The 26,155-nt window shown below is 73.2% G+C and carries 20 protein-coding genes, 3 tRNA genes and 1 riboswitch; of the genes, 9 read left to right on the top strand and 14 right to left on the bottom strand.

The genetic code is table 11. The features are described from left to right. Window positions 1-187: 187 nt before the first annotated feature. The 4 genes from LDL48_RS27305 to LDL48_RS27290 form a co-directional block, all read right to left on the bottom strand. Entirely contained in the window at window positions 188-652 is a 465-nt protein-coding gene (locus tag LDL48_RS27305) for a calcium-binding protein (RefSeq protein WP_225258087.1), read from the bottom strand. Window positions 653-992: 340 nt separating this feature from the next. Further along, on the bottom strand, window positions 993-1,202 hold the full coding sequence (locus LDL48_RS27300) for a hypothetical protein (protein WP_225258086.1): 210 nt from the start codon (window positions 1,200-1,202) through the stop codon (window positions 993-995). Next, complete coding sequence (locus LDL48_RS27295) at window positions 1,202-2,947, bottom strand: carboxylesterase family protein (protein WP_225258085.1); 1,746 nt, start codon at window positions 2,945-2,947, stop codon at window positions 1,202-1,204. The genes LDL48_RS27300 and LDL48_RS27295 overlap by 1 nt, the downstream gene beginning before the upstream one ends. Further along, window positions 2,944-3,843 carry an MBL fold metallo-hydrolase gene (locus LDL48_RS27290; protein ID WP_225258084.1) on the bottom strand — a complete coding sequence of 300 codons (900 nt, stop codon included), beginning with the start codon at window positions 3,841-3,843 and terminating at the stop codon, window positions 2,944-2,946. Before LDL48_RS27290 ends, LDL48_RS27295 begins: the two co-directional genes overlap by 4 nt. A 63-nt stretch (window positions 3,844-3,906) precedes the next feature. Between LDL48_RS27290 and LDL48_RS27285 the strand changes: the two genes are divergently transcribed. Continuing rightward, window positions 3,907-4,872, top strand: coding sequence for a helix-turn-helix domain-containing protein (locus tag LDL48_RS27285; RefSeq protein WP_225258083.1), 966 nt, complete (start codon window positions 3,907-3,909; stop codon window positions 4,870-4,872). Between the two features lie 256 nt (window positions 4,873-5,128). On the opposite strand, the gene LDL48_RS27280 is transcribed toward LDL48_RS27285, so the two are convergent. The 3 genes from LDL48_RS27280 to LDL48_RS27270 all read right to left on the bottom strand — a co-directional run bounded on the left by LDL48_RS27280 (window position 5,129) and on the right by LDL48_RS27270 (window position 5,399). After that, window positions 5,129-5,203: transfer RNA gene (locus LDL48_RS27280), tRNA-Val, on the bottom strand. A 15-nt stretch (window positions 5,204-5,218) separates the two neighbouring features. Next, a tRNA-Cys gene (locus LDL48_RS27275) sits at window positions 5,219-5,289 on the bottom strand. Window positions 5,290-5,326: 37 nt separating this feature from the next. Continuing rightward, a tRNA-Gly gene (locus LDL48_RS27270) sits at window positions 5,327-5,399 on the bottom strand. Window positions 5,400-5,555: 156 nt separating this feature from the next. On the opposite strand from LDL48_RS27270, the gene LDL48_RS27265 reads away from it, so the two are divergent. After that, on the top strand, window positions 5,556-6,734 hold the full coding sequence (locus tag LDL48_RS27265) for a GNAT family N-acetyltransferase (protein WP_225258082.1): 1,179 nt from the start codon (window positions 5,556-5,558) through the stop codon (window positions 6,732-6,734). Between the two features lie 7 nt (window positions 6,735-6,741). On the opposite strand, the gene LDL48_RS27260 is transcribed toward LDL48_RS27265, so the two are convergent. The 3 genes from LDL48_RS27260 to LDL48_RS27250 are packed head-to-tail and all read right to left on the bottom strand — an operon-like array spanning window position 6,742 to window position 9,534. Then, a complete protein-coding gene (locus LDL48_RS27260; protein WP_225258122.1) occupies window positions 6,742-7,470 on the bottom strand; it encodes an FAD:protein FMN transferase in 729 nt (242 codons plus the stop codon). A 23-nt stretch (window positions 7,471-7,493) separates the two neighbouring features. After that, the gene (locus LDL48_RS27255; RefSeq protein ID WP_225258081.1) at window positions 7,494-7,985 is read right to left on the bottom strand and encodes an FMN-binding protein; all 492 of its coding nucleotides are present in this window, start codon (window positions 7,983-7,985) and stop codon (window positions 7,494-7,496) included. 25 nt (window positions 7,986-8,010) lie between these two features. Further along, a complete protein-coding gene (locus LDL48_RS27250) occupies window positions 8,011-9,534 on the bottom strand; it encodes a ferredoxin reductase family protein (RefSeq protein ID WP_225258080.1) in 1,524 nt (507 codons plus the stop codon). A 190-nt stretch (window positions 9,535-9,724) separates the two neighbouring features. Between LDL48_RS27250 and cbiE the strand changes: the two genes are divergently transcribed. After that, window positions 9,725-10,939 (top strand): precorrin-6y C5,15-methyltransferase (decarboxylating) subunit CbiE, encoded by a 1,215-nt coding sequence (gene cbiE, locus LDL48_RS27245; RefSeq protein WP_225258079.1) that lies wholly within the window; start codon window positions 9,725-9,727, stop codon window positions 10,937-10,939. Between the two features lie 19 nt (window positions 10,940-10,958). Here cbiE and LDL48_RS27240 read toward each other — a convergent pair whose 3' ends face one another. Continuing rightward, on the bottom strand, window positions 10,959-11,612 hold the full coding sequence (locus LDL48_RS27240; protein WP_225258078.1) for a hypothetical protein: 654 nt from the start codon (window positions 11,610-11,612) through the stop codon (window positions 10,959-10,961). A gap of 209 nt (window positions 11,613-11,821) precedes the next feature. On the opposite strand from LDL48_RS27240, the gene cobM reads away from it, so the two are divergent. From cobM to LDL48_RS27220, 4 genes are read left to right on the top strand one after another with little or no spacing between them, the layout of a single operon-like run. Next, window positions 11,822-12,568 (top strand): precorrin-4 C(11)-methyltransferase, encoded by a 747-nt coding sequence (gene cobM / locus LDL48_RS27235; protein WP_225258077.1) that lies wholly within the window; start codon window positions 11,822-11,824, stop codon window positions 12,566-12,568. After that, window positions 12,553-13,326, top strand: a complete 774-nt coding sequence (locus tag LDL48_RS27230) for a cobalt-precorrin-6A reductase (protein ID WP_225258076.1) — start codon at window positions 12,553-12,555, stop codon at window positions 13,324-13,326. The genes cobM and LDL48_RS27230 overlap by 16 nt, the downstream gene beginning before the upstream one ends. Window positions 13,327-13,351: 25 nt before the next feature. Beyond that, window positions 13,352-15,118, top strand: a complete 1,767-nt coding sequence (locus tag LDL48_RS27225; protein WP_225258075.1) for a hypothetical protein — start codon at window positions 13,352-13,354, stop codon at window positions 15,116-15,118. Next, window positions 15,115-16,245, top strand: coding sequence for a hypothetical protein (locus LDL48_RS27220; protein ID WP_225258074.1), 1,131 nt, complete (start codon window positions 15,115-15,117; stop codon window positions 16,243-16,245). The genes LDL48_RS27225 and LDL48_RS27220 overlap by 4 nt, the downstream gene beginning before the upstream one ends. Before the next feature lie 21 nt (window positions 16,246-16,266). Here LDL48_RS27220 and LDL48_RS27215 read toward each other — a convergent pair whose 3' ends face one another. The 3 genes from LDL48_RS27215 to LDL48_RS27205 are packed head-to-tail and all read right to left on the bottom strand — an operon-like array spanning window position 16,267 to window position 19,881. Continuing rightward, the gene (locus LDL48_RS27215) at window positions 16,267-17,769 is read right to left on the bottom strand and encodes a precorrin-2 C(20)-methyltransferase (protein ID WP_225258073.1); all 1,503 of its coding nucleotides are present in this window, start codon (window positions 17,767-17,769) and stop codon (window positions 16,267-16,269) included. A 3-nt stretch (window positions 17,770-17,772) separates the two neighbouring features. Further along, a complete protein-coding gene (locus tag LDL48_RS27210) occupies window positions 17,773-18,390 on the bottom strand; it encodes a precorrin-8X methylmutase (RefSeq protein WP_225258072.1) in 618 nt (205 codons plus the stop codon). Then, a complete protein-coding gene (locus tag LDL48_RS27205; RefSeq protein ID WP_225258071.1) occupies window positions 18,391-19,881 on the bottom strand; it encodes a ferredoxin-like domain-containing protein in 1,491 nt (496 codons plus the stop codon). A gap of 128 nt (window positions 19,882-20,009) precedes the next feature. Then, window positions 20,010-20,083, top strand: a riboswitch (cobalamin riboswitch). A 51-nt stretch (window positions 20,084-20,134) separates the two neighbouring features. Between LDL48_RS27205 and cobN the strand changes: the two genes are divergently transcribed. Both cobN and LDL48_RS27195 read left to right on the top strand, forming a co-directional pair. Further along, complete coding sequence (cobN, locus tag LDL48_RS27200; protein WP_225258070.1) at window positions 20,135-23,677, top strand: cobaltochelatase subunit CobN; 3,543 nt, start codon at window positions 20,135-20,137, stop codon at window positions 23,675-23,677. Between the two features lie 67 nt (window positions 23,678-23,744). Continuing rightward, window positions 23,745-26,135 carry a tetratricopeptide repeat protein gene (locus LDL48_RS27195; protein WP_225258069.1) on the top strand — a complete coding sequence of 797 codons (2,391 nt, stop codon included), beginning with the start codon at window positions 23,745-23,747 and terminating at the stop codon, window positions 26,133-26,135. The last annotated feature ends 20 nt before the right edge of the window (window positions 26,136-26,155 follow it).

The following is a 26,155-nucleotide window of genomic DNA, read 5'->3' as shown; positions in this document are numbered from 1 at the left end:
AGCCGACCAGTTCGCCTTCGTGGTGGATGATCTGCGTGCTGGCGTGGTGGTTTGGGAACAGCACTCCCCTCGGCATGTCAAGGTTCGTCGGCGATCACGCCCGACCGTTCTTTGTCATCCCGTCGTCCTGCGGCCGGCCCCGCCTCCCTCCTTGCTCGAGGCGGAGCCGACCGCGTCGTCGCCCGTTCTAGGAGATGCGGTCGGAGCCCGGGCCGCCGCGCAGCGTGTCCTTGCCCGTGCCGCCGATCAGGTGGTCGTTGCCGGAACCGCCGTAGAGGATGTCGTTCCCCGAGCCGCCATGAATTCTGTCGTTGCCGCCGTTGGCGTGGACCGTGTCGTTGCCGGACCCGCCGTAGATCAGGTCGCCGGCCGAGGCACCCCGGATCGTGTCGTTGCCGGAACCGCCGTACGCGATCAGCTTCAGCCGGGTCTTGTTGGTGATGCTGTCGCCGCGGTCGTAGGTGTGCACCCGGACCCGCTCGGTGAGTTCGCCGAGGCCACAGGTCACCTTGGTCCTGTCACCCTTGACCGGCTTGCAGCCGGCACCGGCCCTGATCGGGTACGTGTCGTCGAGCGTGAGGTAGTGGTGCGTCGACGCGCTGGAGATGACGACCCGGTTGGCCTTGCCGGACGCCGCCTTGAAGACGACCATCTGGCCATCCTGGTAGGAAACGACGGATGCCGTTCCCGTAGCGCTCGCCTCGGCGGGCGCTGCGAATCCCACGACGAGCGCCGTCCCGAGCAGCCCCGCGGCGAGGTGGTTCTTGCGCAATGTCTTCCCCGTTCTCCGTTTGAGTTCTTCCGACACGTGGTGCGATGCGCCGCCCGCCGAAGGAGTTCGGAAACCACCATCACGAGTAGGTAACGGGTCCGGGCCGGACAGGCGAGGGGCCCTCGGTCCGTGCCGTCCGCGGACTGAGGCGTCCCGGCGACGCCCGTAGACGCTCAGATGTCGGCCTGGAAGCTGAGGTAGACGTCAGCGGTGATGTCACTCATGACCCAGGCCAGCGTTCACCGCGACTTTCACCCCGGGTTGAGCCGCACGGCGGCACTCCGGGGTGTCCGCCATACATGAGCAGGGCCAGGACCGGCCCGGCGGCGTACGCGGTGGTGAAGACGGCCAGGGCCGGAGCACCCAGCCCGGCCGTGCTCATTGCGAAGAAGTCGAACACCGCGAGGAACGGTGTGATCAGTACCGTCATCAGCTCAGTACGGCCAGCGCGTCGACCTCCACCATCACGCCCGGTGGGAGCTGCATGTAGACGGTCGTGCGGGCCGGATACGGTCTTCCGACCAGTGCCGCGTAGGCCTCGTTCATCTCGTTCAGGTGACCGGGATGGGCGAGGTACACGCGCAGCATCACGACGTCCGCGAGGTGCGCGCCGCCCGCCTCCAGCACGGCGATGACGTTACGCAGGGCCTGCGCCGTCTGTGCGGAGACCGTGCTGCCGCTGAGCTCGCCGGTGGCCGGGTCGTACGGGAGTTGCCCGGACACCTGCAGGATGTTTCCCTTGCGGATGCCTCGCGACAGCGGCGACGCGGAGACCGGTGCCCCGACGGGTGTGCGGCGTCGCCATGCCAGCCGTTCAGGCCCACGCGGATCGTCGACCTGTTCCCACGTCGCACCGATGTGCATCGTGGCCCTGCGGTCCGCCTCGAACGGCTCCCAGCCCGGATCACCCGTCCGGGCGAAGCGGATCCAGGTGTCGTGCACGTCGGAGTCGCCGAATACGTACGGCAGCTCGATCGTGTGCGTTGCGCCGAGGCGGGGATCGCGCCGGCCGAACTCGTACCCGAACGTCCGTGAGCGTGAGTTCTGGGAGTGCGCCTCACTCAGCGCCCAGCTGCCGGCTCCGAACAGTGCGTCACCCAGGATGGCCGACCGCAGCTCGGCGTCCGTCGCGTCAGGCCGGTTTCTCCGGTACGCCGTGACGAGCCGTTCCGGTTCCGGGTGGGCGAGCGCCGCCACGGCGTGCACGTCGGCGCTCGTCGAACCGTCGTACCTGCCGACCGGGATGAGATAGAGGTTGCCCTCCTCGGTGTTGGTGCCGATGAGTAGATCAACGTCGGCGCTCATTCCGGTGGCGACGGCGTCGGCCGGCTGGACGTCCGAGACCAGGCTGAAGGGGCTCAGTCCGATCAGTGGGTCCCGGTGGTCCGCCGTGCGCAGGTCGAGGCCCGCCAGTTGTGCGGCCGCCTCGACCAGCTGCTCGTCCGTCAGCTGTCCGAGCGCCTCGGCGGTTGCCCCGACGCCGAGTATCTCGGCTGCTGCCCGGGCGACGCGGGCGCCCTGCTCCCGGCTGAACGCACCGAGGCCACTTCCGCTCTGGATGATTGCGCGCCGGAAGAGCCCGGCGGCGTCGGGTGTGGCGAGTACGCCGCCGACGATGGTGGCGCCGGCCGACTGCCCGAACAGCGTGACGTTGTCCGGGTCGCCGCCGAAGGCCGCGATGTTTTCCCGTACCCAGCGCAGGCCGGCCACCACGTCGAGCAAGCCTCGGTTGGCGGGCGCATCAGGCAGGTCCAGGAAACCCGCGATTCCGAGCCGGTAGTTGACGGTGACCAGGACGACGCCGTCGCGGGCGAAGGTGGACCCGTCGTAGTAGGCGGCGCGGTTGGAGCCCGCGACGAACCCGCCGCCGTGGACGAACACCATTACCGGGGCACCGGAACCCTTGGCGTCGGGCGTCCAGACGTTGACGGTCAGGTAGTCCTCGCCCCGGTGCCAGCCGTCGCCGAAGTAGCCCGACATGTCGACGTCGCCGAGCCGGCGTTCGGACTGCGGCGCGTTGGGGCCGAAGGTGGTGCCGTCGCGGACGCCCTCCCACGGCGGGTGTGGCCGGGGAGCCGCGAACCTGGCGGCGCCGAGGGGTGGTGCGGCGTACGGAATGTTGCGGAAGGCGCCAGTGCCGCGTACGGCACCGTGGGTGGTGGTGACGATGGTCATCGGAATGGCGCCCAATCCTTGATGGCGAACCGGTCGGCGTCGCGGGTGACCTCGAGGGCGCCGCCGCCGGGGAAGTGGGCCGGCACGACCAGCGCGTTGTGGTCGGCGGCCCAGCCCAGCAGCCGGCGGCGGGTGGTGGCGGCGGCGACGGGGTCCTCGCAGAAACAGCTGTTGGCGTCCGGCTCGAGTACCTGCACGGGGCTGTGCACCAGATCGCCGACGAACAGTGCCCGGTCCGTGCCGGAGGTGAGTGTCAGGACGCTGGATCCGGGCGTGTGTCCCGGCGCCGGTTCCAGGACGAGATTCTCGTCGAGGCGGTGACTGTCCTCCCACAGCAGCGTCTGCCCGGCCTGATGCACGGGGATCACGCTGTCCTCGAACACGTTCTGGTTGCCCCGTCCGAGCACGGTGGCGTTGTTGTTGTCCGGGTTCCAGAAGTCGAAGTCAGCCTTCGGCATCACGTACGTGGCGTTCGGGAAGGTCGGCACCCAGTTGCGACCGTGGAGGTGGGTGTTCCAGCCGACGTGGTCGATGTGCAGGTGGGTGTTGACGACCACATCGACCTCCGCCGTGCGTACGCCGGCCCGGGCGAGGTTTGCCAGGAAGTCCGAGTCGTGGTGAGCCCAGACCTGCGCGTACGGGCGTTCCTTGTGATTGCCGACGCCGGTGTCGATGAGGATGGTCCGGCCGCCGCTGCGCAGCACCCACGTCTGGATGGCCGAGTTGACGACCCGGGTGGCCGGGTCGAGGAAGGTCGGCTGCAGCCAGTCCGCGTTGTCGGCCCAGACCTGCTCGGAGTTGCCGGGGAAGAAGACCTCGGGTGCCATCTCCACCGCGCCGTAGTACTCCCAGACCCGGGTGACCGTGACGTCGCCGAGCTGAATAGTGTCGGTCATCGGATCTCCCCGGGGCCGACGGCGGTGCCCGCCGCCGTCGCAGGAGCGGTACGAACAGGTGTCATGCAGACGATGCTGGAAACCCCGAGGCCCGCTATCCAGACCCGGTCTTGCCTAGCCCTGACAGGTACAGGCAACGACGGCGGAGACCGGGCAGACTGTCCGACCATGGACGCCAGATCGCCGCTCGGTGAATTCCTGCGTGCCAGACGGGCCAAGCTCAGCCCCGAGGAGGTGGGACTGCCACGCTACGGCGACCGTCGGCGGGTGCCCGGTTTGCGTCGTGAGGAGCTCGCGATGCTCGCCGGGGTCAGCGCCGGCTACTACACGCGCCTGGAACAGGGCCAGTCGCTCCATGCCTCGACCGAGGTCCTCGACGCGATCGCGGGCGCCATGCAGCTGACCGCCGCCGAACGCGAACACCTGCATCTGCTGTCGGCCACCGTGCCCCATCGGGTACGCCCGTCCGTTCCGCCCGACGAGGAAGCCGACGCCGGGCTGCGTACGCTCCTCGCCGCCATGAACGAGGTGCCCGCCCTGGTCGTGGGCCGCCGCAACGACGTCCTCGCCTGGAACCGAGCCGGTCATGCCCTGCTCGCCGGCCACCTCGACGCCGCCGCACCGGACGACCCGGAAACCAGGCCCAACATGTCCCGGCTCATTTTCACCGACGCACACACACGCGGCCTCTACCGCAACTGGCACACCAAGGCCCGGGCCGTGGTCGGCAACCTGCGCGTCATGACCGCCCGCAATCCCGGCGACGCCGGGCTGGCGGCGCTCGTCGGCGAGCTGGCCATCGAGAGCGCCGAATTCGCCACCATGTGGGCCGAACACCCGGTCCGACCCTGCGGCCGCGACGTCTACGACCTGACCCATCCGCTCGTCGGCGACCTCACGGTGACCCAGCAGGCGCTGAGCCTTCCCCAAGCGCCACACCAGTCCCTGATCACCGTCATCGCCGACCCGGACTCACCGTCCGCCGCGGCGCTGACGATGCTGTACCAGATCTGCGGCCACCGCCGCTAGGGCGTCGGCGCCCAGTAGGGCGCCCACCGCCTGGCCGGTGGCCCGCCGCGTGGGAGTTGGCCTATTGACCGGCAGTAACGGATCGAGTTTGAACCGTTGACGATGGCGTGTACCTGATCCGTTCAGGGTCCGGCGACAAAGTGACCCTTCTCCCGGGAGACAAGATCATCTCCCCAGATTCTCCCCGACGGGTCTACAAGTAAAAAAGGGGCTCCGTCCCGGAGGGACGAAACCCGCTCTGACCTGCTGTTCTGCGTGGTGGGCGATACTGGGATCGAACCAGTGACCTCTTCCGTGTCAAGGAAGCGCGCTCCCGCTGCGCCAATCGCCCTCGATCTTCATGCCGAGGTGGAGACGGGATTTGAACCCGTGTACACGGCTTTGCAGGCCGTTGCCTCGCCTCTCGGCCACTCCACCGAGCTGACCCCGCACGTAACCTGTGGCGGCCTCTCCGAGCGGACGACGGGATTCGAACCCGCGACCCTCACCTTGGCAAGGTGATGCGCTACCAGCTGCGCTACGTCCGCTTGTCCCTCCGGGAACGTTCCCCGGCGACGGATAGGAACTTTAGCCGGTCGCCCCACGGCTTGCCAAACCGGGGTACCTCCGGCGCGTCGCCCGGTTGTCCACAGGCCCGGAAGTTCCGGCCTCATCGGGGCCTCCGAACCGCTTTGATGGCAGACATGGAGATCCGACAGATCACCGCGGACGAGCGGACCGACACGATGTTCCCGCTGCAGGCGTATGCGTTCACGCCCTCGCCCTGGCCGGACCCCGACGAGGCTGCCTACCGGCATCAGATGCAGTTCTACCGGGACGTGACCAGCCTCGTGGCGGAGGAGGACGGGCAGGCGCTGGCCTGCGTGGCCGCGCTGCCGATGCGGCAGAACGTCCGTGGGGTGGTGCACGACATGGCCGGCATCGCCTCGGTGGCGTCCCATCCGACGGCGCGGCGGCGTGGTCTGGTGCGGCAGCTGATGACCCGTCTGATGGTGCAGATGCGCGATCAGGGGTGTGCGGTGAGCGCGCTCTACCCGTTCCGGCCGTCGTTCTACGGCCGCCTCGGCTATGTGGGGCTGCCGCGGTTGCGCCGGGCCACGTTCCCGCCGGAGAGCGTCTCCCATCTGCTCCGGATCGATCTTCCGGGGACGGTGGAGCGGCGGACGGCCGCGGAGGCCTTCGACGAGTACGACGCGTTCACCCGGCGCCTGCTGGGGGAGCGGCACGGCTTCTCCGTGTTCGACCCGGTTCGCGCGGGTGCGTTCCGCGAGGACAAGCTGTGGGTCGCGATGGCCCGGGTGGACGGGGAGGTGGTGGGCGCGGTCCGCTACCGGATCGACCGGTTCGGTGGCGACCTGGTGGGGGAGCATCTGCTGACCACCGGGCCGCTGGGGCGCGCGCTGCTGCTGCAGTATTTCGCCCGGCACGTCGATCAGGTGAGCCGGGTGATGGTGTCGGTCGACTCCGACGCGGTGCCGGACCTGTGGGGTACGGACATGGCGGTCACGACGGAGGGCCGGGTGGCGTACCCCAGCAATGCCGGTCCGATGGCGCGGGTGCTGAACGCGCAGGCGCTGGAGGGCACGCCGGTGGGCGAGGGTGGCGTGACGGTGGAGGTGGTCGACGGGCCGCTGATCACAGGCGTGTACCGCCTGGAGAGCGAGGAGGGGCGGCTCCGGGTGGCGGTGGGCGGGGAACCGCAGGCCCGGCTCAGCGCGGCGGGTTTCAGCGGGCTGGTGTACGGCGTACTGGACCCGGTGGACGTGCTGACCCGAGGGCTCGGGGAGGTGGATGCGGTGGCGTTCGAGCCGCTGCGGGCGCTGTTTCCGCGGTCGATGCCGTACCTGTTCAGTGACTTCTGACCGGGCTTCAGACGGCGGCGGGAAGACCGTTCGACGTGTACGCCCGGCCGTCGTCGGTGACCGCCGCGGATTCGTACCCGTCGGCCTCGAGTTTGGGCAGCCAGGTGAGGCCCGCCTCGCCCATGGCCAGCGCCGCGGTGGCGTATGCGTCGGCGAGTGCCAGGTCCGGGCCGACCACGGTGACCGAGCGCAGGCCCTGGGCCACCGCGCCGGTACGCGGGTTGCGCACGTGGCCGCCGCGCTCGTAGACGCCCGACGTGGCCACCGCGGCGTCGGTCAGCGTGAGCACCCAGCTCAGCTTGTCCGCTTCCCACGGGTGCCGGATGCCCACCCGCCACGGCCGGTCGTCGGCGTTGTGGCCGCGCATGCGGATGTCGCCGCCGGCGCTGATGTAGTGGCGGGTCGAGCCGGCCGCCGCGAGCCGTTGCGAGGCCACCTCCACGGACCAGCCTTTGACGTAGCCGGACGGGTCCAGCGGACCGGCCGCGTAGGCGTCGAAGTAGCCGTCGGTGGCGCGCCACAGGTCGGCGCACGCGTCCAGGACGTGCCGCAGGTCCGGCGAGCAGTCCGCCAGGGCCAGTTCCCGGCGGGCGAAGCGGTTCACCTCGCTGTCCGGGCGGTACGTGCTGAACCGCTGGTCCACCTCGTGCAGCCACGCGCACACGTCACCGATCATCGTGGTCAGGTCGGCGTCGGGCAGCGGGTCGGCCAGTTCGATGCTGACCGCCGTACCCATGACGTGTTCGACGTGGCGCACGCCTACCCGCCGGCCTGGTCCAGGGCCGCCTGCAGCGACTTGACGTACGACTCGCTGGTGAACGTGGCGCCGGAGACGGCGTCGACGTCGGCGCTCTGTGCCTCCAGCGTCGCCTCCTTGAGCTTGGCGACGGCCGGCGGGTTGATCGTGGCGCTGTCGTTCGTGGTCGGGTACGACGCGTCGGCCGCGACGATCTTGCCGCCGGTCACCTTGATCGAGACCTGGATCGTGCCGTACGGGTTCTTCGCGCCCGCGCCACGGAACGTGCCGTCCTGCAGACCGGAGTCGCCGGCCTCGTCCTCGGACTCCTCGGAGTCGGCGGGCTTCTTCGTCGGCTTCTTCGACGGGGACGAGTCCGCCGCGCCGCCCTTGCCCGCCAGGTCGACCGCGGGCGGTGCGGCGGTCACGTCGGGGGCGGACACGCTCAGCCGTACCCCCACGATGAGGGCGGCGCCGGTGAGGGTGCCGACGGCTGCTGCGGTACTACGTCGCATCGTTAACTCCCAGGGGATCGGGGGGTCAGAACTCGAACGGGTCGAGGTGCATCTGGCTGTCGGGTACGTCGAGTTCGCGCAGCGTGGCCACTGCGGCGTCGACGAGCCCGGGCGGCCCGCACAGGTACACGTCGCGGCGGTTCACGTCCGGCACCAGGCCGAGCATCCCGGTGGGGGTGAACAGCCGGCGCGGGCCCGGGTCGTTGCGCGAGCCGACCACGTAGCGGACCCAGGCGTCGCGGCGCTCGGCCAGGTCCTCCAGTTCGGCCCGGAACACCAGTTCGTCGGGGCGGCTGGCACGGTAGATCACGATGGTGTCCGGCGGCATGTCCTCGAGCAGCGCCCGGATCGGCGCGATGCCGCTGCCGCCGGCGATCAGCAACGCCCGCCGCCGGGTGCGCCGCTGGGCGGTGAACGTGCCGAACGGGCCCTCCGCCCACACCGGCGTGCCGGGTTCCATCTCGGCCAGGCGGGCGGTGTGCCCGCCGACCGCGGTGACGGTCAGCCGCAGCCACTCCGAGTTCGGCGCCGCGGAGAGCGAGAACGGGTGCGACTGCCACCAGCCGTTGCGGGTGAGGAAGCGCCACCGCATGAACTGGCCGGCCTGGGCGGGCAGCTTGTCCAGCTTCTTGCCGTCCATGTAGATCGAGAACGTGTTGGCGCCCTCGGCCACCACCTCGGCGACCTCGAAGCGGTGCCGCACGTTCAGCCACAGCGGCTCGACCAGCCGGCCCCAGACCAGCGCGGCGATGACCAGGGCGGTCAGCGCCGGCCAGAAGACCGAGGCGAACGGGCCGCTGAGGTTGGCGCCGGTGGCGACCTGGTGGCCGTAACCGAGCAGCAACGCCAGGTACCCGGTCAGGTGGATCAGGTGCCACAGCTCGTACGGGAGCTTGGTGCGGGCGAACCGGATCGAGATCAGGCTGATGAACACCAGGATGCCGGTGGCCGCGGTGGCGCTGAGCATCTCGGGCAGCGTGGTGACGATCGTGACGGCCTGGTCGACGAAGCCGGACTCGGCGGTCAGCGCGTACCCGTAGGTGATGAAGACCGCGTGGGCGAGCACCGTGACGACCAGCGACGTGCCCAGCCAGCGGTGCCAGCGCAGCAGGTCGCGGGCGCCGACCCACTCTTCCAGCCAGGACACCCGGCTCATCATCAGCAACTGGATGAACAGCAGGTAGCCGCCGACCAGGCCGGTGATCCGGCCGACCGCCATCATCAGCGTGGGCAGGTCGTTGACCGCGCCCGCCTCGGTCTCGAACAGCCACAGCGAGACGCTGGTGGCCAGCCCGGCGAAGAACAACAGCACCGTGAGCAGGCGGTTGCCGGACGTGGCTTCGGCGGGCGGCCGGTCGTCGATGATCGGCACCGCCCCGGCCTTCCAGCCGGTCGGGTCCGTGTGCGACTCCAGCACCACGTCGCTGCGCTGGTAGGCGTCGTTCTGCCACCACTCCGGCGGCACCGTCTCCGTCGAGTAGCGGGCGACCTCGACCGAGTCCTCGCGGGCGTACCGCTGGTCCTCGAACGTCTGGAATTGTTGGTCCACGGTTTCGCTGTACGGCCGCGCCATGGTCCTCACCCGCTCAGCAGTCGGTCTCGACGAGCACCACCCCCCGGCGGTGCACGTGACGACCCGACCTCGGGAGCCGTCGCGATGTTGTACGCAGCCCCGGCCGACAAGGCTCAACTCCGGACGAGAAAACTTCCGCCGGACCGGTCTGCGATAGCGTTCCGGCGTGACCTCCGACCACCCCGCGACGCTCACGGTCGTCGGCATCGGCGCCGACGGGTGGGCCGGTCTGGGCGGTACGTCCGTCTCGGCGCTGATGTCCGCGGACGTGCTGTTCGGCAGCCCGCGGCAGCTGGACCTGGTGCCCGCCGAGGTGACCGCGGACCGGGTGACCTGGCCGTCGCCGCTGCTGCCGGCGCTGCCCGGGCTGCTCGAAGCCCACCACGGCCGCCGGATCGCGGTCCTGGCCAGCGGCGACCCGATGTTCCACGGCATCGGCGCCACCCTGGTCCGGCTGGCCGGCGCCGGCCGGGTCCGGGTGCTGCCGCATCCGTCGTCGGTGTCGCTGGCCGCCGCCGCGCTGGGCTGGCCGCTCGCCGACGTCGACGTGCTGAGCCTGGTCACCGCTCCGGTCGAGGCGCTGCACCGGCTGGTCAACCCGGGGCGGCGGATCCTGGTGCTCAGCGCCGGCGCGGAGACCCCGGCGCGGGTGGCGGGGCTGCTGCGGGACCGCGGGTACGGCACCGCCACGGTCGAGGTGCTGGAGCACCTGGGCGGACCGGGGTTCCGCCGGGTCGCCGGGACCGCGGGCGGCTGGCCGGACCCGGACGTCGACCCGCTGAACGTGGTGGCGGTCGACTGTGGTCCCGGCCCGGCCACGTCGCTGGTACCGGGCCTGCCCGACGCCACGTACGACGGCGACGGTCAGCTGACCAAGCGTGAGGTGCGCGCGGTGACCTTGGCGGTGCTCGGGCCCGTTCCCGGCGAGTTGCTGTGGGACGTGGGCGCCGGGTCCGGCAGCATCGGGATCGAGTGGATGCGGGCCCACCGCACGTGCCGGGCGGTCGCGATCGAGTCGCACCCCGGCCGTGCCGCCACGGTCCGGGCGAACGCCGCCGCGCTGGGCGTACCCGGCCTGCGGGTGGTGGAGGGCCGGGCGCCGGACGCGCTCGCCGGCCTGCCCACGCCGGCGGCCGTGTTCATCGGGGGCGGGGTGACCCGCGACGGCGTCGTCGACGCCTGCCTGGCGGCGCTGCCGGCCGGTGGGCGGCTGGTCGCGAACGCGGTTACCGTGGAGTCCGAGGCGGTGCTGGCCGGTTGGTACGCGAAGCTCGGCGGTGAACTCACCCGGGTGGCCGTGCAGCGCGGCTCGCCGGTGGGCGGGTTCACCGGGTGGCGCGCCATGATGCCGGTGACCATCTGGTCGCTGGTGACGGGCTGAACCTCGGCACGGCGGGCACCTAGGCCGGCCGGTAGTGCCAGACGACCAGCCGGAACACCAGGTTCGGATCGGAGTTCGCGACCGTCTCCTTCGCGAGCAGGTTGAGCCAGGCGACGTTGCCCGGACCGGTCACCACGCAGAAGGCGTCCTTCCGCGGGTTGAGATCGCCGGGCTCGAGGTTCGACGCCACCGCGTCCTGCCGGGCCATCGCCTCGCAGGCCGACCCGGTGGCCGGTGGCTTCTTCGGGGCGCGTCCCATGGCCTGCCCCTTCTCCAGCTGCAGCCCGACCGGGGAGCACTGCCAGTACAGCAGGTCGTCGTCCTCGGTGTTGTCGCTGTTCACCCGGGACGACGGCTGTTCGGTGTCGAGGTCGACGTAGGTACGGCCACAGGACGACCGGGGCGCCGGGATGGTCCACCGGGCCACGTCGTGCACCTTCACGTAGGACTCGGCGGTCGCCGGGGCCGACGACGCGGGCGCCGGCGCCGCCGGCGCTGACGACGGGAGCGCCGGCAGGATGCTGGACGGTGGCGGTGCCGCGGCGCCGACCGGGCCGGCCGGCGCCGGGTCGGCGCGCCGGTTGTCCATCCGGTCGTAGACGAACGAGGCCGCCGCGATCACCAGCGACACCAGGGTGGCCACCGCGGCCGCGACGCCCAGCTTGTGGCCCATGCTGGTGTCCGTGTTCGCACGCCGCTGTCGTGATTGGTTCTCGGACATTTCTCGTCATTCCCCCGGTTCGGCCGACGGCAGGCATCGATCAGAGTAATCGGCTGTCCGGAGGCGGCCCGTCGGGTGCCGGACGGTACGCTGGCGGCCTGGTCAGCGACGTGGAACGGGACGGGGACGGCACTGGACACGCAACTCGGACCGGCCCGGCCATGACCGTGCATTTCATCGGCGCGGGCCCCGGCGCCGCGGATCTGATCACCGTCCGCGGTCAGCGGGTGCTCGCCTCCGCGCCGGTCTGCCTGTACGCGGGCAGCCTGGTCCCGGCATCGCTGCTGGAGTCCTGCCCGCCCGGCGCCCGGCTGATCGACACGGCCAACCTCACCCTGGACGAGATCGTCGCCGAGATGGTGGCGGCGCACGCGGCCGGTGCGGACGTGGCCCGGCTGCACTCCGGCGACCCGTCGGTGTTCAGCGCGGTGGCCGAGCAGTTGCGCCGGCTCGACGCGGCCGGGGTGCCGTACCGGATCGTGCCCGGGGTGCCGGCGTTCGCGGCCGCGGCGGCCGCGCTGGGCCGGGAATTCACGGTGCCGGGCGTGGCGCAGACCGTGATTCTGACCCGGACCGCCGAGCGGGCCACCGCCATGCCGCCCGGTGAGGACCTGGCCACGCTCGGCGCGAGCCGCGCCACGATGGTGCTGCACCTGGCGGTGCAACGGATCGAGGCGGTGGTGGCGGACCTGGTCGGGAACTACGGCGCGGACTGCCCGGTCGCGGTGGTGGCGCGGGCCAGCCGGGACGACGAGCTGATCCTGCGCGGCACGCTCGCCGACATCGCGGCGCAGGTGCGGGACGCGGGGGTACGCCGGACCGCGGTGATCGTGGTCGGGGCGGCGCTGACCGCGTCGCAGTTCCCCGACAGCCACCTCTACTCCGCCGAGCGATGCCGACCCTCCTGATCCTCGGCGGGACCACCGAGGCCCGGGCGCTCGCCGCCGCCTGCGCGGACCTGGTTCCCACGGTCACGTCGCTGGCCGGGCGGACCAGCGAGCCGCTCGCGGTGGCCGGCCAGGTCCGGGTCGGCGGCTTCGGCGGGGTGGACGGCCTCACCCGGTACCTGCGGGAGCAGCGCATCGGCGCGGTGGTCGACGCCACCCATCCGTTCGCCGCGACGATGAGTGCGCACGCGGTCGCGGCGGCGCGGGCGGCGGCCGTACCCCTGGTGGTGTTGCGGCGGCCGGGCTGGACCGAACGGCCGGGGGACCGGTGGCACCGGGTGCCGTCGATGGCGGCGGCGGCCGGCCTGCTTCCCGGCCTCGGGCGGCGGGTGTTCCTGACCACCGGCCGGCAGAGCATCGCGGCGTTCGCGGCTCTGGACGACTGCTGGTTCCTCAGCCGGTCGGTGGAGCCGCCGTCCCCGCCGATGCCCCGCCACCTCGACGTGCTGCTGGACCGGGGTCCGTTCGGGCCGGCCGGCGAGCGGGCGCTGCTCGCCGGGCACCGGATCGACGTCCTCGTCACCAAGGACAGCGGCGGTGCCACCGCCAAGCTCGACGCTGCCCGCGAGCTGGGAATTCCGGTGCTCATGGTGGACCGGCCGCCGGCCGGGTTCGCGCCGATCGTGGCCGGCGTCGGCGACGCCCTGCGGTGGCTGCTGCGAACCGGTTTCACCGCGGTCCGGCAGGCACCGCCGATTCGATCAACGACCGTGTCTTGAGCTGGCGTTAAACGTTAATTCGAGCATGTTGCTCCGCACGAGTGAGACGACGTACGGCCGCTTCCTGGCCGATGCCGAGACGTTCTGGCCGATGCAGGTGCTACCGCCCGACCCGCAGGCCGTCATGGTCGTCGAGGCGTTGCACTGCGACGTCCGTGTGGTGCTGCGCAACCTCACCCTGGCCAACGCGATCCGCCGTCTCGTGCCGGCGACGCTGCTGGTCCTGGTCGGCGCGGACCCGGTCTGGCCGGACGCCTGGCGGATGTCGTACGACACGGAGCGCGCCACCGGTTTCGCCCGGGCGTTCGGGGCCGACGAGATCGTCGACCTGCACAGCCTGGTCGAGGAACGGCTGGCCGGCGGCGACACGAAGCCCGGCGACGTGCCCGCGGACGTGCTCGACGACATCGTCGTGGCGACGCACTGCCGGTTGCAGCGGATCCCGTTCATCACCGACGAGGTCCGCGACAGCGACGCGTACGCGCACGCCCAGGCCCGCGCCGCGGTGTACTCCCGCTTCTACGACGAGATCGTGCACGGCGACCGGCGGGTGGTCGCCGTCGTGTCCAGCCACGTCGACTACGACCAGTGGGGCCTGCTGGTCGAGTCGGCCATGCGTGGCGGCGTACCGGTGATGCACACCCAGCAGACCGGCGCGTTGAAGACGTACGCCTGGTTCCCGGAGACCGGCGGCGCGAACCAGTCGTTCCGGTCCCGCCTCACCCCGCAGGTCGGCGAGTTCTTCGAGCAGCGGATCTGGAGCCGCCGCGACGACCTGCGCCCGGCCGCCGAACGGGTCGCCTGGCGGGCCCGCACCAACCTGGGCCGGCCCAGCTGGTGGCGGGCCGGCGCCGATGCCGACGTCGAGCTGCACAACCCGGTGGAGCGGCGCCAGGTACGGGCGCACGCCGCCCGGCGGTTCGGTTTCGACCCGGACAAGCCGGTCGTGGTGGCGTTCAACCACTGCGTCAGCGATGCGCTCGGTACCAACCAGGAGATCTTCCCCAGCCTGGCCGACTGGTTCTCCGCGACGGCCGCGTACGCGCGCACCGAGACCCGGGTGAACTGGCTCTTCCTCGACCACCCGAGCCAGGACCGGTACGACGAGAGCGGCTTCTTCGACGCCCTGGCGAGCGAGCACGCCGGCGTACCGCACATGGTGTTCGACCGCAGCACCGCGCTCAGCAAGAGCGTGCAGTGGAGCCTGGCCGACCTGGGCCTCACCGTCCGCGGCAGCGTCAGCAACGAGATGCCGGCGTACGGCATCCCGGTGCTGATGGCGGGCTGGTCGGAGTGGAGCGCCTGCGGACTGGCCGAGGTCGCCACGGACCCGGAGGACTACTGGGCCCGGCTGCGCCGTGCGGTGGCGGCCCTGCTGGCCGGCGAGTCCCTGATCACCGCGGAGCAGGTGGAACGGGCCCGGCTCTGGCTGTGGCTGTACCGCAGCGGTACGGACGTCGTGTCCGGCCTGGTACCGGCCTGGGACACCTGGCCGCCCGAGCATCTGCTGCGCGCGGTGCAGGTCTACATGCGGCAGGTCGAGACGGACGACGAGCCGCTGTTCGCCGCCGTGGAACGGATGTGGACCAACCGCCTGCCGCTGCTGACCCGTTCGGCGCTGGCCGCCGGCACGGTCGTGCCGGAGGGCACCGAACCGGTCACCGCCCCCGCCCCGCACGCCCGCACCGAGGCCACCCTGCCCTCGGTGGCGCTGCCCGCGCCGGTGCAGCCGTCCACGTCGATGTTCTCCGCCACCATCCATCCCGCCACGCGGAAAGCCACGCAACAGTGAAGACGGAACACCCCATCGGAACCTGGTTCGGCACGATCTGGGACGCCGACCCGGCGGTCCTGCCGGTGCCCTGCACCGTGACCAGCGGGCGGGACCCCGCGCTGCGGTCGGTGGACTCCTTCGTCCGCGGCGTGGCGATCCTCGGGCGGTGCAACTCGGCGACGTCGATGATCGGGTTGAAGGTGCGCGGCGACGGCCGGCCGGTGCGCGTGGTCGTCGACCTGCGTCTCGACGTGGGGGCGGACGAGTGGTGGACGGCCCAGTCCGGGCTCGACCCGGCGCGCGTCCGCGGGCACCGGCTGGTGGCGGTGCTCGCGCAGGGGCGGACCCGGCGCGGTGTGCTGCTGTCCAGGACCCCGATCGGGGAGAGCCGCAAGGCGGTCGGGTCCCGGGTGTCGTTCGTGCTGCCGGCCGAGGAACTGCCGGAGGACGGGCTGCTGCTGATCGAGCTGATCGACGCCGCCGCCGGGCTGCCCGGGCCGGCGGCGGGCGACTTCGTACCGTCCGCGCCGCAGGGCCTGCGCATCGACTCGGTCGAGGTGACACCGGCCGACGACGGGGCCGGCGGCGAGACCGGCATCGTCGACGGGCGCACCGCCGAACTGGCCGGGCTGATCAGCACCGGCGGGCTGCGCGGCGTCACGACCCGGCCCCGGCCGCTGCCGCCGCACAGCGCGTTCCTGGTCCTCAACCCGCCCGACGACCGTCCCCTGACCTGCCAGCTCAGCGCCACCCGGAGGGTCCGGTCCTGGCTGCCGAAGCCGGCCCGGCGGGCGAGCACCGCTCTGAGCCGCCGGCTGCGCCGGGTGCTGCCCGAGGTGCCGGTCCCGCGGGGCACCGCGGCGCCCGTGGCATCGGCCGCACCCGTGGCGACGGCCGCGTCCGGGCAGGCTCCGTGGGCGCGGGGACCGTACGAGGCCACCCGCCCGCTGCCCCCGGAGGTCCTGACCGTGCGCGCGGTCCGGCTCGTCGACGCCGCGCCGGTGGTGGCGGAGTTGACGGTCCGGGAGGGTACGGCCGAGGTCACCGTGCCTCCGGGCGGTCCGGTGCTGGTCACGTTGGCCACCTCCGACGGCGGCCACGAATCCGACCGGGTGGCGGTCCGGGCGGTCCGGTGCTGGTCGTGAGCTAGCGACTCCCGGCCCGGCTCAGTAGTGCCGCGGCGTGTAGACCAGCGCCGACCCGTCGCCGCGCACCGTGGACCGGGTCCGGGACGAGCCGATGATCAGCAGGCAGCGCATGTCCACCGTGGCCGGGTCCAGATCGCCCAGCGTGGTCACGCGCACCGACTCGGCCGGCCCGCCGACGTCGCGGCCGACCACCACCGGCGTTTCCGGCGCCCGGTGCTTGAGCAGCAGCTCACGCGCCTCCACGAGCTGCTCGCGGCGGGTCTTGGACGCCGGGTTGTAGATCGCGATCACCAGGTCGGCGCCCGCGGCCGCGGTCAGCCGGGCCTTGATCACGTCCCACGGCTTGAGCCGGTCGGAGAGCGAGACGACGCAGAAGTCGTGCCCGAGCGGCGCACCGACCCGGGACGCCACCGCCTGCGCGGCGGTCAGCCCCGGCACGATCCGCACGCCGACGTCCTTCCACTGCGGGTCCTCGCCGACCTCCAGCACGGCGGCGGCCATGGCGAACACGCCCGGGTCGCCGGACGACACCACCGCCACCCGGCGTCCGCGTTTGGCCAGGTCCAGCGCGAACGCGGCCCGTTCCGCCTCGACCCGGTTGTCGGACGAGTGCCGGCGCTGGCGCGGGTTGGGCGGGACCCGGTCCACGTACGGGCCGTAGCCGACCAGGTCGTCGGCCTCGGCGAGCGCGGCCTGCGCCTCGGGCGTCAGCCACTCCCGGCCGGCCGGTCCGAGGCCGACCACGGTCACCCGGCCGGTCGCCGGCCCGGACGGGTCCACGGGGGTCGCCTCGCGGTAGGCCGACACCGCCGGACTGGGCAACAGCGCCAGGGAGAAGTACGGCACGGACGCCGGATCGACGTCGGCCAACGGGCCATGGCGCTCCCGGTCGGTGGTGGCGCGTTCCACATACCAGGCGTCGTCGAGGCGGCCGGCCGTCTCCAGGGCGGTGCGGACCCCCTCGAACGTGCGGCCCAGCTTCATCACCGCGGCCGAGTCGGTGGCCGCGAGCCGGGCGGCCAGCTCCTCCGGCGGCAGCGTGCCGGGTAGCACGGTGAGCACCTCGTCGCGTTCCACGAGGGGCCGGCCGAGCACCGCGGCCGCCGCGCTCACCGACGTCACCCCGGGCACCACCGCGGTCTCGTACCGGTGCGCGAGCCGCTTGTGCATGTGCATGTAGGAGCCGTAGAAGAACGGGTCGCCCTCGGCGAGCACCACCACGTCCCGCCCGGCGTCCAGGTGGGCGGCCAGCCGTTCCGCGCAGGACCGGTAGAACTCGTCGATCGCGCCCTGGTAGCCGCCCGGATGGTCGGTGGTCTCGGTGGTGACCGGGTAGATCAGCGCCTCCTCGATCTGCCCGGCGCGCAGGTAGGGCTCCGCGATGGCGCGGGCGTTGCTGCGACCGTGGCGGGCCGCGTGATAGGCCACCACGCCGGCCGATTCGATCAGCCGGGCCGCCTTGACGGTGACCAGCTCCGGATCGCCGGGGCCGAGCCCGACCCCGAATAGCCGCCCCTGCATGTCCTACTCCTTCTCCGAGGCCAGCGCGTTGACGGCGGCGGCCGTGATGGCGCTGCCACCGCGGCGGCCCCGGACCACGAGGTGTTCCAGATCGGACGCGGCCAGCGCGTCCTTCGACTCGGCGGCGCCGATGAAGCCGACCGGGATGCCCAGCACCGCGGCCGGCCGGGGCGCGCCCGCGGAGATCATCTCGAGCAGCCGGAACAGCGCGGTCGGCGCGTTGCCGATCGCCACCACGGCCCCGCCGAGCCGGTCGCCCCACAGGTCGAGGGCGGCGGCGCTGCGGGTGTTGCCGAGCCGGTCCGCGAGCGCCGGCACCGCCGGATCGCGCAGCGTGCAGACCACCTCGTTGCCGGCCGGCAACCGGGCCCGGGTCACCCCGGACGCCACCATCTCGGCGTCGCAGAGGACCGGGGCGCCGTCGCGCAGCGCCGTGCGGGCCGCGGTCACCACCCCTGGGCTGAAGCCCAGGTCGTCGACGAGGTCCACCATGCCGCAGGCATGGATCATCCGGACCGCCACCCGGGCCACGTCCGCCGGCAGACCGGACAGGTCGGCCTCGGCCCGGATCGTGGCGAACGACCGCCGGTAGATCTCCGCGCCGTCGCGCACGTACTCCATCTAGCTCCTCCTCGCCGCGGCGACCAGCCCGCCGACCTCGCCCGCCGGGGCGTCCGCGACCAGCCCCGGCGCGGTGACCCGGTAGCCCGAACCGGTCGCCTCCACCCGCACGTGCGGGCCGCTCGGACTGCCGCACCCACGGGCGCAGCCCACCCAGTGCACCGGCAGGCCGGTCCCGGGCGTGGTGGCCGCGCCGGCGTCCGCCCGCACGTCGGCCAGCGACTTGGCACAGCCGGGCCGCCCGGCGCAGGCGCTCACCCCGGACCAGCGCGAGCCGGCCGTCACCACCAGGCCGGCCTCGCCCAGGGCGGACAGCCAGGACCGCGCCGCCGGCGGCGGCAGATCGGGCACCACGATCCCGCGCCACGGCGTCACCACCAGGTGGTCGGCCGACGCCAGCACCTCCAGGGGTACGCCGCCCAGCCGCCCGAGCGGCACCGACGCCCCGGCCGCGGCGAGCCCGCCGGGCTGCGCCAGCACACCGATCGGCTCCCGGACGCGGGGTGGCGCCAACCGGCCCGCCGCCGGTCCGAGCGGCCGGCCGAGCGCGGCGGCGGTGCGGGCGGCCACCCGGGCCGGCCCGTCGTCGAGTTCGCCGATCCGCCAGGCCGGCCGCTGCTGGGCGGCGCGCTCGTCGAGGAACGCGTGTGCGGCCGCGATCAGCGCCGCGACCAGCCGGTCTGCCGGCACCCGCAGCCCCAGGTCGAACCCGCCGAACACCACCGCGAAGCCGAACGGGTCGGCCGGCGACGTGGGCCCGGCGCCTGGGGAGAGGGCCGGGCGGGGCACCGCGGCCACGTCGGCGGCCGTGGCGGGGGAGAGGGCCGGGCCGGGGACCGCGGTCACGTCGGCGGTCGTGGCGGGGGAGAGGGCCGGGCCGGGGACCGCGGTCACGTCGGCGGTCGTGGCGGGGGAGAGGGCCGGGCCGGGGACCGCGGCCGCGTCGGCGGTCGTGGCGGGGGAGAGGGCCGGGCCGGGGACCGCGGCCGCGTCGGCGGTCGTGGCGGGGGAGAGGGCCGGGCCGGGGACCGCGGTCACGTCGGCGGTCGTGGCCACGTCGAGCGCCCCCGAGTCGACCGCGAACAGGAAGCGCCCCGGCAGGCCGGCCAGCCGCCGGTCGTCGCACAGCGCCGCGTCCAGCGCCCGGACCACCGGCCGCACGTCCGGCGCGGCCGGCAGCGGGGACGCGGCGATGTTGCGTACCGTCTCGTGGGTCTCGGACGGCAGCAGGCCGGCGCCCGCCAACGCGGCCGTGAGCGCCGCGGCCGGGGCTCCGGTGAGCGCCCGGAGCTGGACGTTGCCCCGGGAGGTGAACTCCAGGTGCCCGTCGCCCCAGCGCTCCGCCAGCGTCCGCAGCGCCCCGGCCTGGGCGCCGGTGAGCAGTCCACCGGGCAGCCGGACGCGCGCCAGCGGCCCGTCGGCGGCGGCGTGCAGCCGCAGCGCGCCGGGGCAGGCGTCGACGTCGGAGCGCCGGGACTCTGGGGTGGGCACGGCCCGGATACTACGGATGCCGACCGACAGAAACGCAGGCGCCGGTCGGGATAGTCACAGACGCGACCCTGCCTTGACTCGGCGGACGGGGCCACGGAAGGGTGGGGCCCACGAGCGGCGACGCCGCGGAGGAAGCCGGTGCGAATCCGGCGCGGTCCCGCCACTGTCACCGAGTCCGGCAGGTCTCGGGAGCCAGGAACTCCGGTCGCCGTGACCCTTCGATCTCGGGGCGCGGACCCCGGAGGGAGCGCGCGTGTTCCTGTTGCTGTCGACGTCCGACACCGACCTGCTCAGCGCCCGGGCCAGCGGCTCGGCGTACCGTCTGGCCAACCCGGCCCGGCTCGGCGTGGCCGACCTGCCCCCGCTGCTCGACGGCGTGGACCTGGTCGTGGTCCGCATCCTCGGCGGGCGCCGCGCCTGGGAGGACGGGCTGGACGCGCTGCTCGCCGGCCCGGTCCCGGTGGTGGTGCTCGGCGGCGAACAGGCACCGGACGCCGAGCTGATGAAGCTCTCCACGGTGCCGGCCGGGGTGGCCGCCGAGGCGCACACCTACCTGGCGTACGGCGGACCGGACAACCTGGCCGCGCTGCACGACTTCCTCTCCGACACGGTGCTGCTCACCGGTAAAGGCTTCGCGGCCGCGCAGCAGGCGCCGGACTGGGGCGTCCTGGAGCGGCCGGCCGTGGACGCCCCGGTCACCGTCGCGGTGCTCTACTACCGGGCCCACCACATGGCCGGCAACACCGCGTTCGTGGAGACGCTCTGCCGGGCGATCGAGGCCAAGGGCGCCCGGCCGGTGCCGATCTTCACCGCCTCGCTGCGCACCGCGTCCCCGGAGCTGCTGGCCGAGCTGCGCACCGCGGACGCGCTGGTGGTGACCGTGCTGGCCGCGGGCGGCACCCGGCCGGCCACCGCGTCCGCGGGCGGCGACGACGAGGCCTGGGACGTCGGCGTGCTCGCCGACCTGGACGTGCCGATCCTGCAGGGCCTGTGCCTGACCAGTAGCCGCGCGGCGTGGGAGGCCAGCGACGACGGCCTGTCGCCGCTGGACGCGGCCACCCAGGTGGCGATCCCGGAGTTCGACGGCCGGATCATCACGGTGCCGTTCTCGTTCAAGGAGATCGACCCGGACGGACTGTCGGTGTATGTGGCCGATCCCGAACGCGCGGACCGGGTCGCCGGGATCGCGGTGCGGCACGCCCGCCTGCGGCACATCGCCCCGGCGGACCGGCGGATCGTGGTCATGCTGTCGGCGTACCCGACGAAGCACTCCCGGATCGGCAACGCGGTCGGCCTGGACACTCCGGCGTCGACGGTGGCGCTGCTCGCCGCGCTGCGCGAGCGGGGCTACCAGACCGGTGACTTCGGTTCCTACGACGGCGACGGGCTTATCCACGCCCTGATCGCGGCCGGCGGGCAGGACCCGGACTGGCTCACCGAGGAGCAGCTCAGCGGCAATCCGGTGCGGATCTCCGGGGCCCGCTACGGGAGCTGGTTCGCCACCCTTCCGGCGGACCTGCGCGAGTCGGTGGAGCGGCACTGGGGTCCGCCGCCCGGCGAGCTGTACACCGACGACGGCGACATCGTGCTGGCCGCCCTGCGGGACGGCAACCTGGTGGTGATGGTGCAGCCGCCGCGCGGGTTCGGCGCCAACCCGGTCGCCATCTACCACGACCCGGACCTGCCGCCGAGCCATCACTACCTGGCCGCGTACCGGTGGCTGGCCGACGACTTCGGCGCGGACGCCGTGGTGCACGTGGGCAAGCACGGCAATCTGGAGTGGCTGCCCGGCAAGAACGTCGGCATGTCCGCCTCGGACGGCACCGACGCGGCGCTCGGCGACCTGCCGCTGATCTACCCGTTCCTGGTCAACGACCCGGGCGAGGGCACCCAGGCGAAACGCCGGGCGCACGCCACCCTGGTCGACCACCTGGTGCCGCCGATGGCGCGGGCCGAGTCGTACGGCGACATCGCCCGCCTGGAGCAGCTGCTGGACGAGCACGCCGCGATCGCCACGCTGGACCCGGCGAAGCTGCCGGCCATCCGGGCGCAGATCTGGACGCTGATCCAGGCCGCCCGCCTGGACCACGACCTGGGGCTGGACAACCGGCCCGGCGACGAGGAGTTCGACGAGTTCATCCTGCACATCGACGGGTGGCTGTGCGAGATCAAGGACGTGCAGATCCGGGACGGGCTGCACGTGCTGGGTGCGGCACCGGCCGGGGAGGCGCGGGTCGACCTGGTCCTGGCCATGCTCCGCGCCCGCCAGATGTGGGCCGGTCAGGTGGCGGCGCTGCCGGGGCTGCGCGAGGCGCTCGGCCTGGACGAGTCCGTGCCGGAACGCTCCAACGTCGACGCCGTGGAGGCCCGGGCCCGCGAGCTGGTCGCCGCCATGGAGGCCGCCGGGTGGGACCCGGCCGAGGCCGACCGGATCGCGCCGGACGAGACGGTGGCCGGGGTGCTGCGCTTCGCGGCCACCGAGATCGTGCCGCGACTGGACCGCACGTCGGACGAGCTCACCCACATCCTGCACGCGCTGGACGGCGGCTACGTGCCGGCCGGTCCCAGCGGCTCCCCGCTGCGCGGCCTGATCAACGTGCTGCCGACCGGCCGCAACTTCTACTCCGTCGACCCCAAGGCGATTCCCAGCGCGCTCGCCTGGGAGACCGGGCAGGCGATGGCCGACTCGCTGCTCGCGCGCTATCGCGCCGACTACGGGGAGTGGCCGCGGTCGGTGGGGCTGTCGGCCTGGGGGACCAGCGCCATGCGTACGGCCGGCGACGACATCGCCGAGATCCTGGCACTGATGGGGGTACGCCCGATCTGGGACCAGGCGTCGCGCCGGGTCAGCGGCATCGAGCCGATTCCCCTGGACGAGCTGGACCGGCCGCGGATCGACGTGACGGTCCGCATCTCCGGCTTCTTCCGGGACGCGTTCCCGCACGTGGTGGCGATGCTGGACGACGCCGTGCAACTGGTCGCCACGCTGGACGAGCCGGCCGAGCTGAACTTCGTCCGGGCGCACGCGCGGGCCGACGCGGACCGGCACGGCGACTGGCGGCGGGCCACCACCCGGATCTTCGGATCCCGCCCGGGTGCGTACGGTGCCGGCATCCTGCCGCTGATCGACAGCCGGAACTGGCGCGACGACGCGGACCTGGCCGAGGTGTACGCGGTGTGGGGCGGGTTCGCGTACGGCCGGGGCCTGGACGGGGTGGCGGCCCGGCCGGACATGGAGGCGGCGTACCGGCGGATCGAGGTGGCCGCCAAGAACATCGACACCCGCGAGCACGACATCGCCGACTCCGACGACTACTTCCAGTACCACGGCGGCATGATCGCCACGGTCAGGGCGCTGACCGGGCGCGCGCCGGCGGCGTACATCGGTGACTCCACCAACCCGGACGCGACCCGGACCCGCAGCCTCACCGAGGAGACCGCCCGGATCTTCCGCGCCCGGGTGGTCAACCCGCGGTGGGTCGCGGCCATGCGCCGGCACGGCTACAAGGGCGCGTTCGAGCTGGCCGCGACGGTGGACTACCTGTTCGGGTACGACGCCACCGCGGGCGTGGTGGCGGACTGGATGTACGAGCAGCTGGCTGCCACGTACGTGCTGGATCCGGAGAACCAGAAGTTCATGACCCAGTCGAATCCGTGGGCGCTGCACGGCATCGCGGAACGGCTGCTGGAGGCCGCCGACCGCAAGCTGTGGGAGGCGCCGAGCCCGGACACGCTGGCCGCGTTGCAGCAGGTCTATCTGGAGACCGAGGGCGATCTGGAGGGCGGCGACGAGTAAATGCGCGTCCCGCGATCGACGCACGCCGATACCCTGGGGGTTGGGTGGTGTGCGGGGGGAGGATGAGGTGTCCGAGACATCCGATGTGGCGGAACCGGAAACCATCGCCGAGCTGGCTGCCCTGCTGCGTCAGCTGCGCCGCCGGGAGGCGCGGCGGACCGGCGGCGCCCAGCTGACCTACCGGGAGATCGCGGCCAAGACCGGCTGGTCGCACGGCATCGTCGGGGAGTATTTCGCCGGCCGGGTGCTGCCGCCGACCGATCGCTTCGACGAACTGATCCGGCTGCTCGGCGCCGACCAGGCCGAGCAGGGCCGGCTGGCCACGGCACGGGACCGGGTGGAGGAACGCCGGCGCGGCGGCGCGCCGGCCCGGGTCGAACCGGCCTGCACGGCGGTCCGCCAGCTGCCGCCGTCGGTGCACGGGTTCATCGGCCGGGACGCCGAACTGGCCGAACTCGACCGGCTGACGGAGGCGGACAGCGGCGCGCCGGTGCTGATCACCGCGCTGTCCGGCACGGCCGGCGTGGGCAAGACCGCGCTCGCGCTGCACTGGGCGCATCGCACGGCCCACCGCTTCCCGGACGGCCAGCTCTATCTCAACCTGCGCGGATTCGACCCGACCGGCCCGGCCGTCGCACCCGGCGACGCGTTACGTGCGCTGCTGGACACGCTCGGGGTGCCGGCCCACCGCATCCCGGCCAGCTCGGACCGGCGGTCGGCGGTGTACCGGGAACTGCTGTTCGACCGGCGCACGCTGGTCGTGCTGGACAACGCCCGGGACGCCGCGCAGGTGCGGCCGCTGCTCGTCGGCGGGTCCGCGTGCCGGACGCTGGTCACCAGCCGCAACCAGCTGACCGGCCTGGTCGCCACGGAAGGCGCCCAACCGGTGGTGCTGGACCTGCTCACCGAGGCGGAGGCGCGCGACCTGCTGGTCGCCCGGATCGGCGCGGACCGGGTGGCGGCGGAACCGGCCGCGGTCGCGGAGATCATCGCCGCCTGCGCCCGGCTGCCGCTGGCGCTGGCCATCGTGGCGGCGCGGGCCGCGATGCACCCGACGTTCCCGCTCACCGCGCTGGCCGCGGAGCTGGCCGCGGCACCGGGCCGGCAGGCGGCGTTCGCGGCGGCGGACCTGACCACCGACACCCGGACGGTGTTCTCCTGGTCGTACCGCACGCTGGCGCCCGGCCCGGCCCGGCTGTTCCGGCTGCTGGCGCTGCATCCCGGCCCGGATCTCGCGGCCCCGGCCGTGGCCAGCCTGCTGGGACAGCCGCTCACCCTGGTCCGGCCGTCGGTGACCGAGCTGACCGTGGCGAACCTGCTGGCCGAGCACACCCCGGGCCGGTACGCGTTCCACGATCTGCTCCGCGAGTACGCCGGCCATCTGACCCGGGCCACCGACTCGGGCACCGACCGGAGCGCCGCCCGCGAGCGGCTGCTGAGCCACTACCTGCGCACCGCACACCATGCCGATCTGCGGCTGGACCCGCACCGCGACCCGGTGCCCCTCCCGCCGAACACGCCGGGTGTCACGGTGTCCGGGCCGGCCGACCACGGCGCGGCGCTCGCCTGGTTCGACACCGAGCTGCCGGTGCTGCAGGGGATGCTGGCGGCCGCCGAGGCGGCCGGGGCGGACCTGCATCTCTGCCGGCTCACCCGGACGCTGGCGCACTACCTGGAACGGCGCGGGCGCTGGCAGCTGTGGATCGCGGTGCAGGAGCAGGCCCTGGCGGCGGCCCGGCGGCTGGCCGATCCGGTGGAGGAGGCGCACGCCCGGCGCAGCATGGGACGGGCCTGCATGCACCTCGACCGGCTCGGTGCGGCCGGCGGTCACTTCGGGGCGGCGCTGGTGCTGTTCCGGACCGCCGCCGACGACTGCGGCCAGGCGCGGATCCACATGGACCTGACCTGGATGGCGTACCGGCAGGGGCGCTGGGAGAAGGCGCTGCACCACGGCCGGCAGGCGCTGGACCTGTTCACCCGGGCCGGGCAGCGGTCCGGCCGGGGGCGGGCCCTGAACAACATCGGCTGGTCGCTGATCGGGCTGGGCCGGCCGGACGAGGCCCTCGCCCATCTGCGGCGGGCGCTGCGCCTGCTGGAGCGGCTGGACGACCGGTTCGGCGCCGCGGACTCGTGGGACAGCGTCGGGCAGGCGCAGTACGACCTGGGTCAGTACCATCCGGCGGTGGCCGCCTACCGGCGGGCCCACGAGCTGTGGCAGGAGCTGGGTCACCGGTTCTCCGAGGCCGACGTGCTGCGCCGGCTCGGCGACACCCAGCGGGCGATGGGTGACCCGGACGCGGCCCGGGACAGTTGGCGCCGTGCCTGGGACATCCTGCGCGACCTGGAACACCCGGACGCCGCGGAGGTGGCCGCCCGCCTGGCCGCCCTGGACCAGGAGCCGGCCCGGCCGGGTGCTCAGCCGGAAGCCGGCGACCGCGGGAGCGACCACCGGCGTTGATCCGGTCCGGATCGGTGCGG

Source organism: Jidongwangia harbinensis, assembly GCF_020216025.1.
GTDB classification, from domain to species: domain Bacteria; phylum Actinomycetota; class Actinomycetes; order Mycobacteriales; family Micromonosporaceae; genus Actinoplanes; species Actinoplanes harbinensis.
The sequence above is the reverse complement of the archived record's forward strand: the minus strand, read 5'-3'. Positions and strand labels throughout refer to the sequence as shown.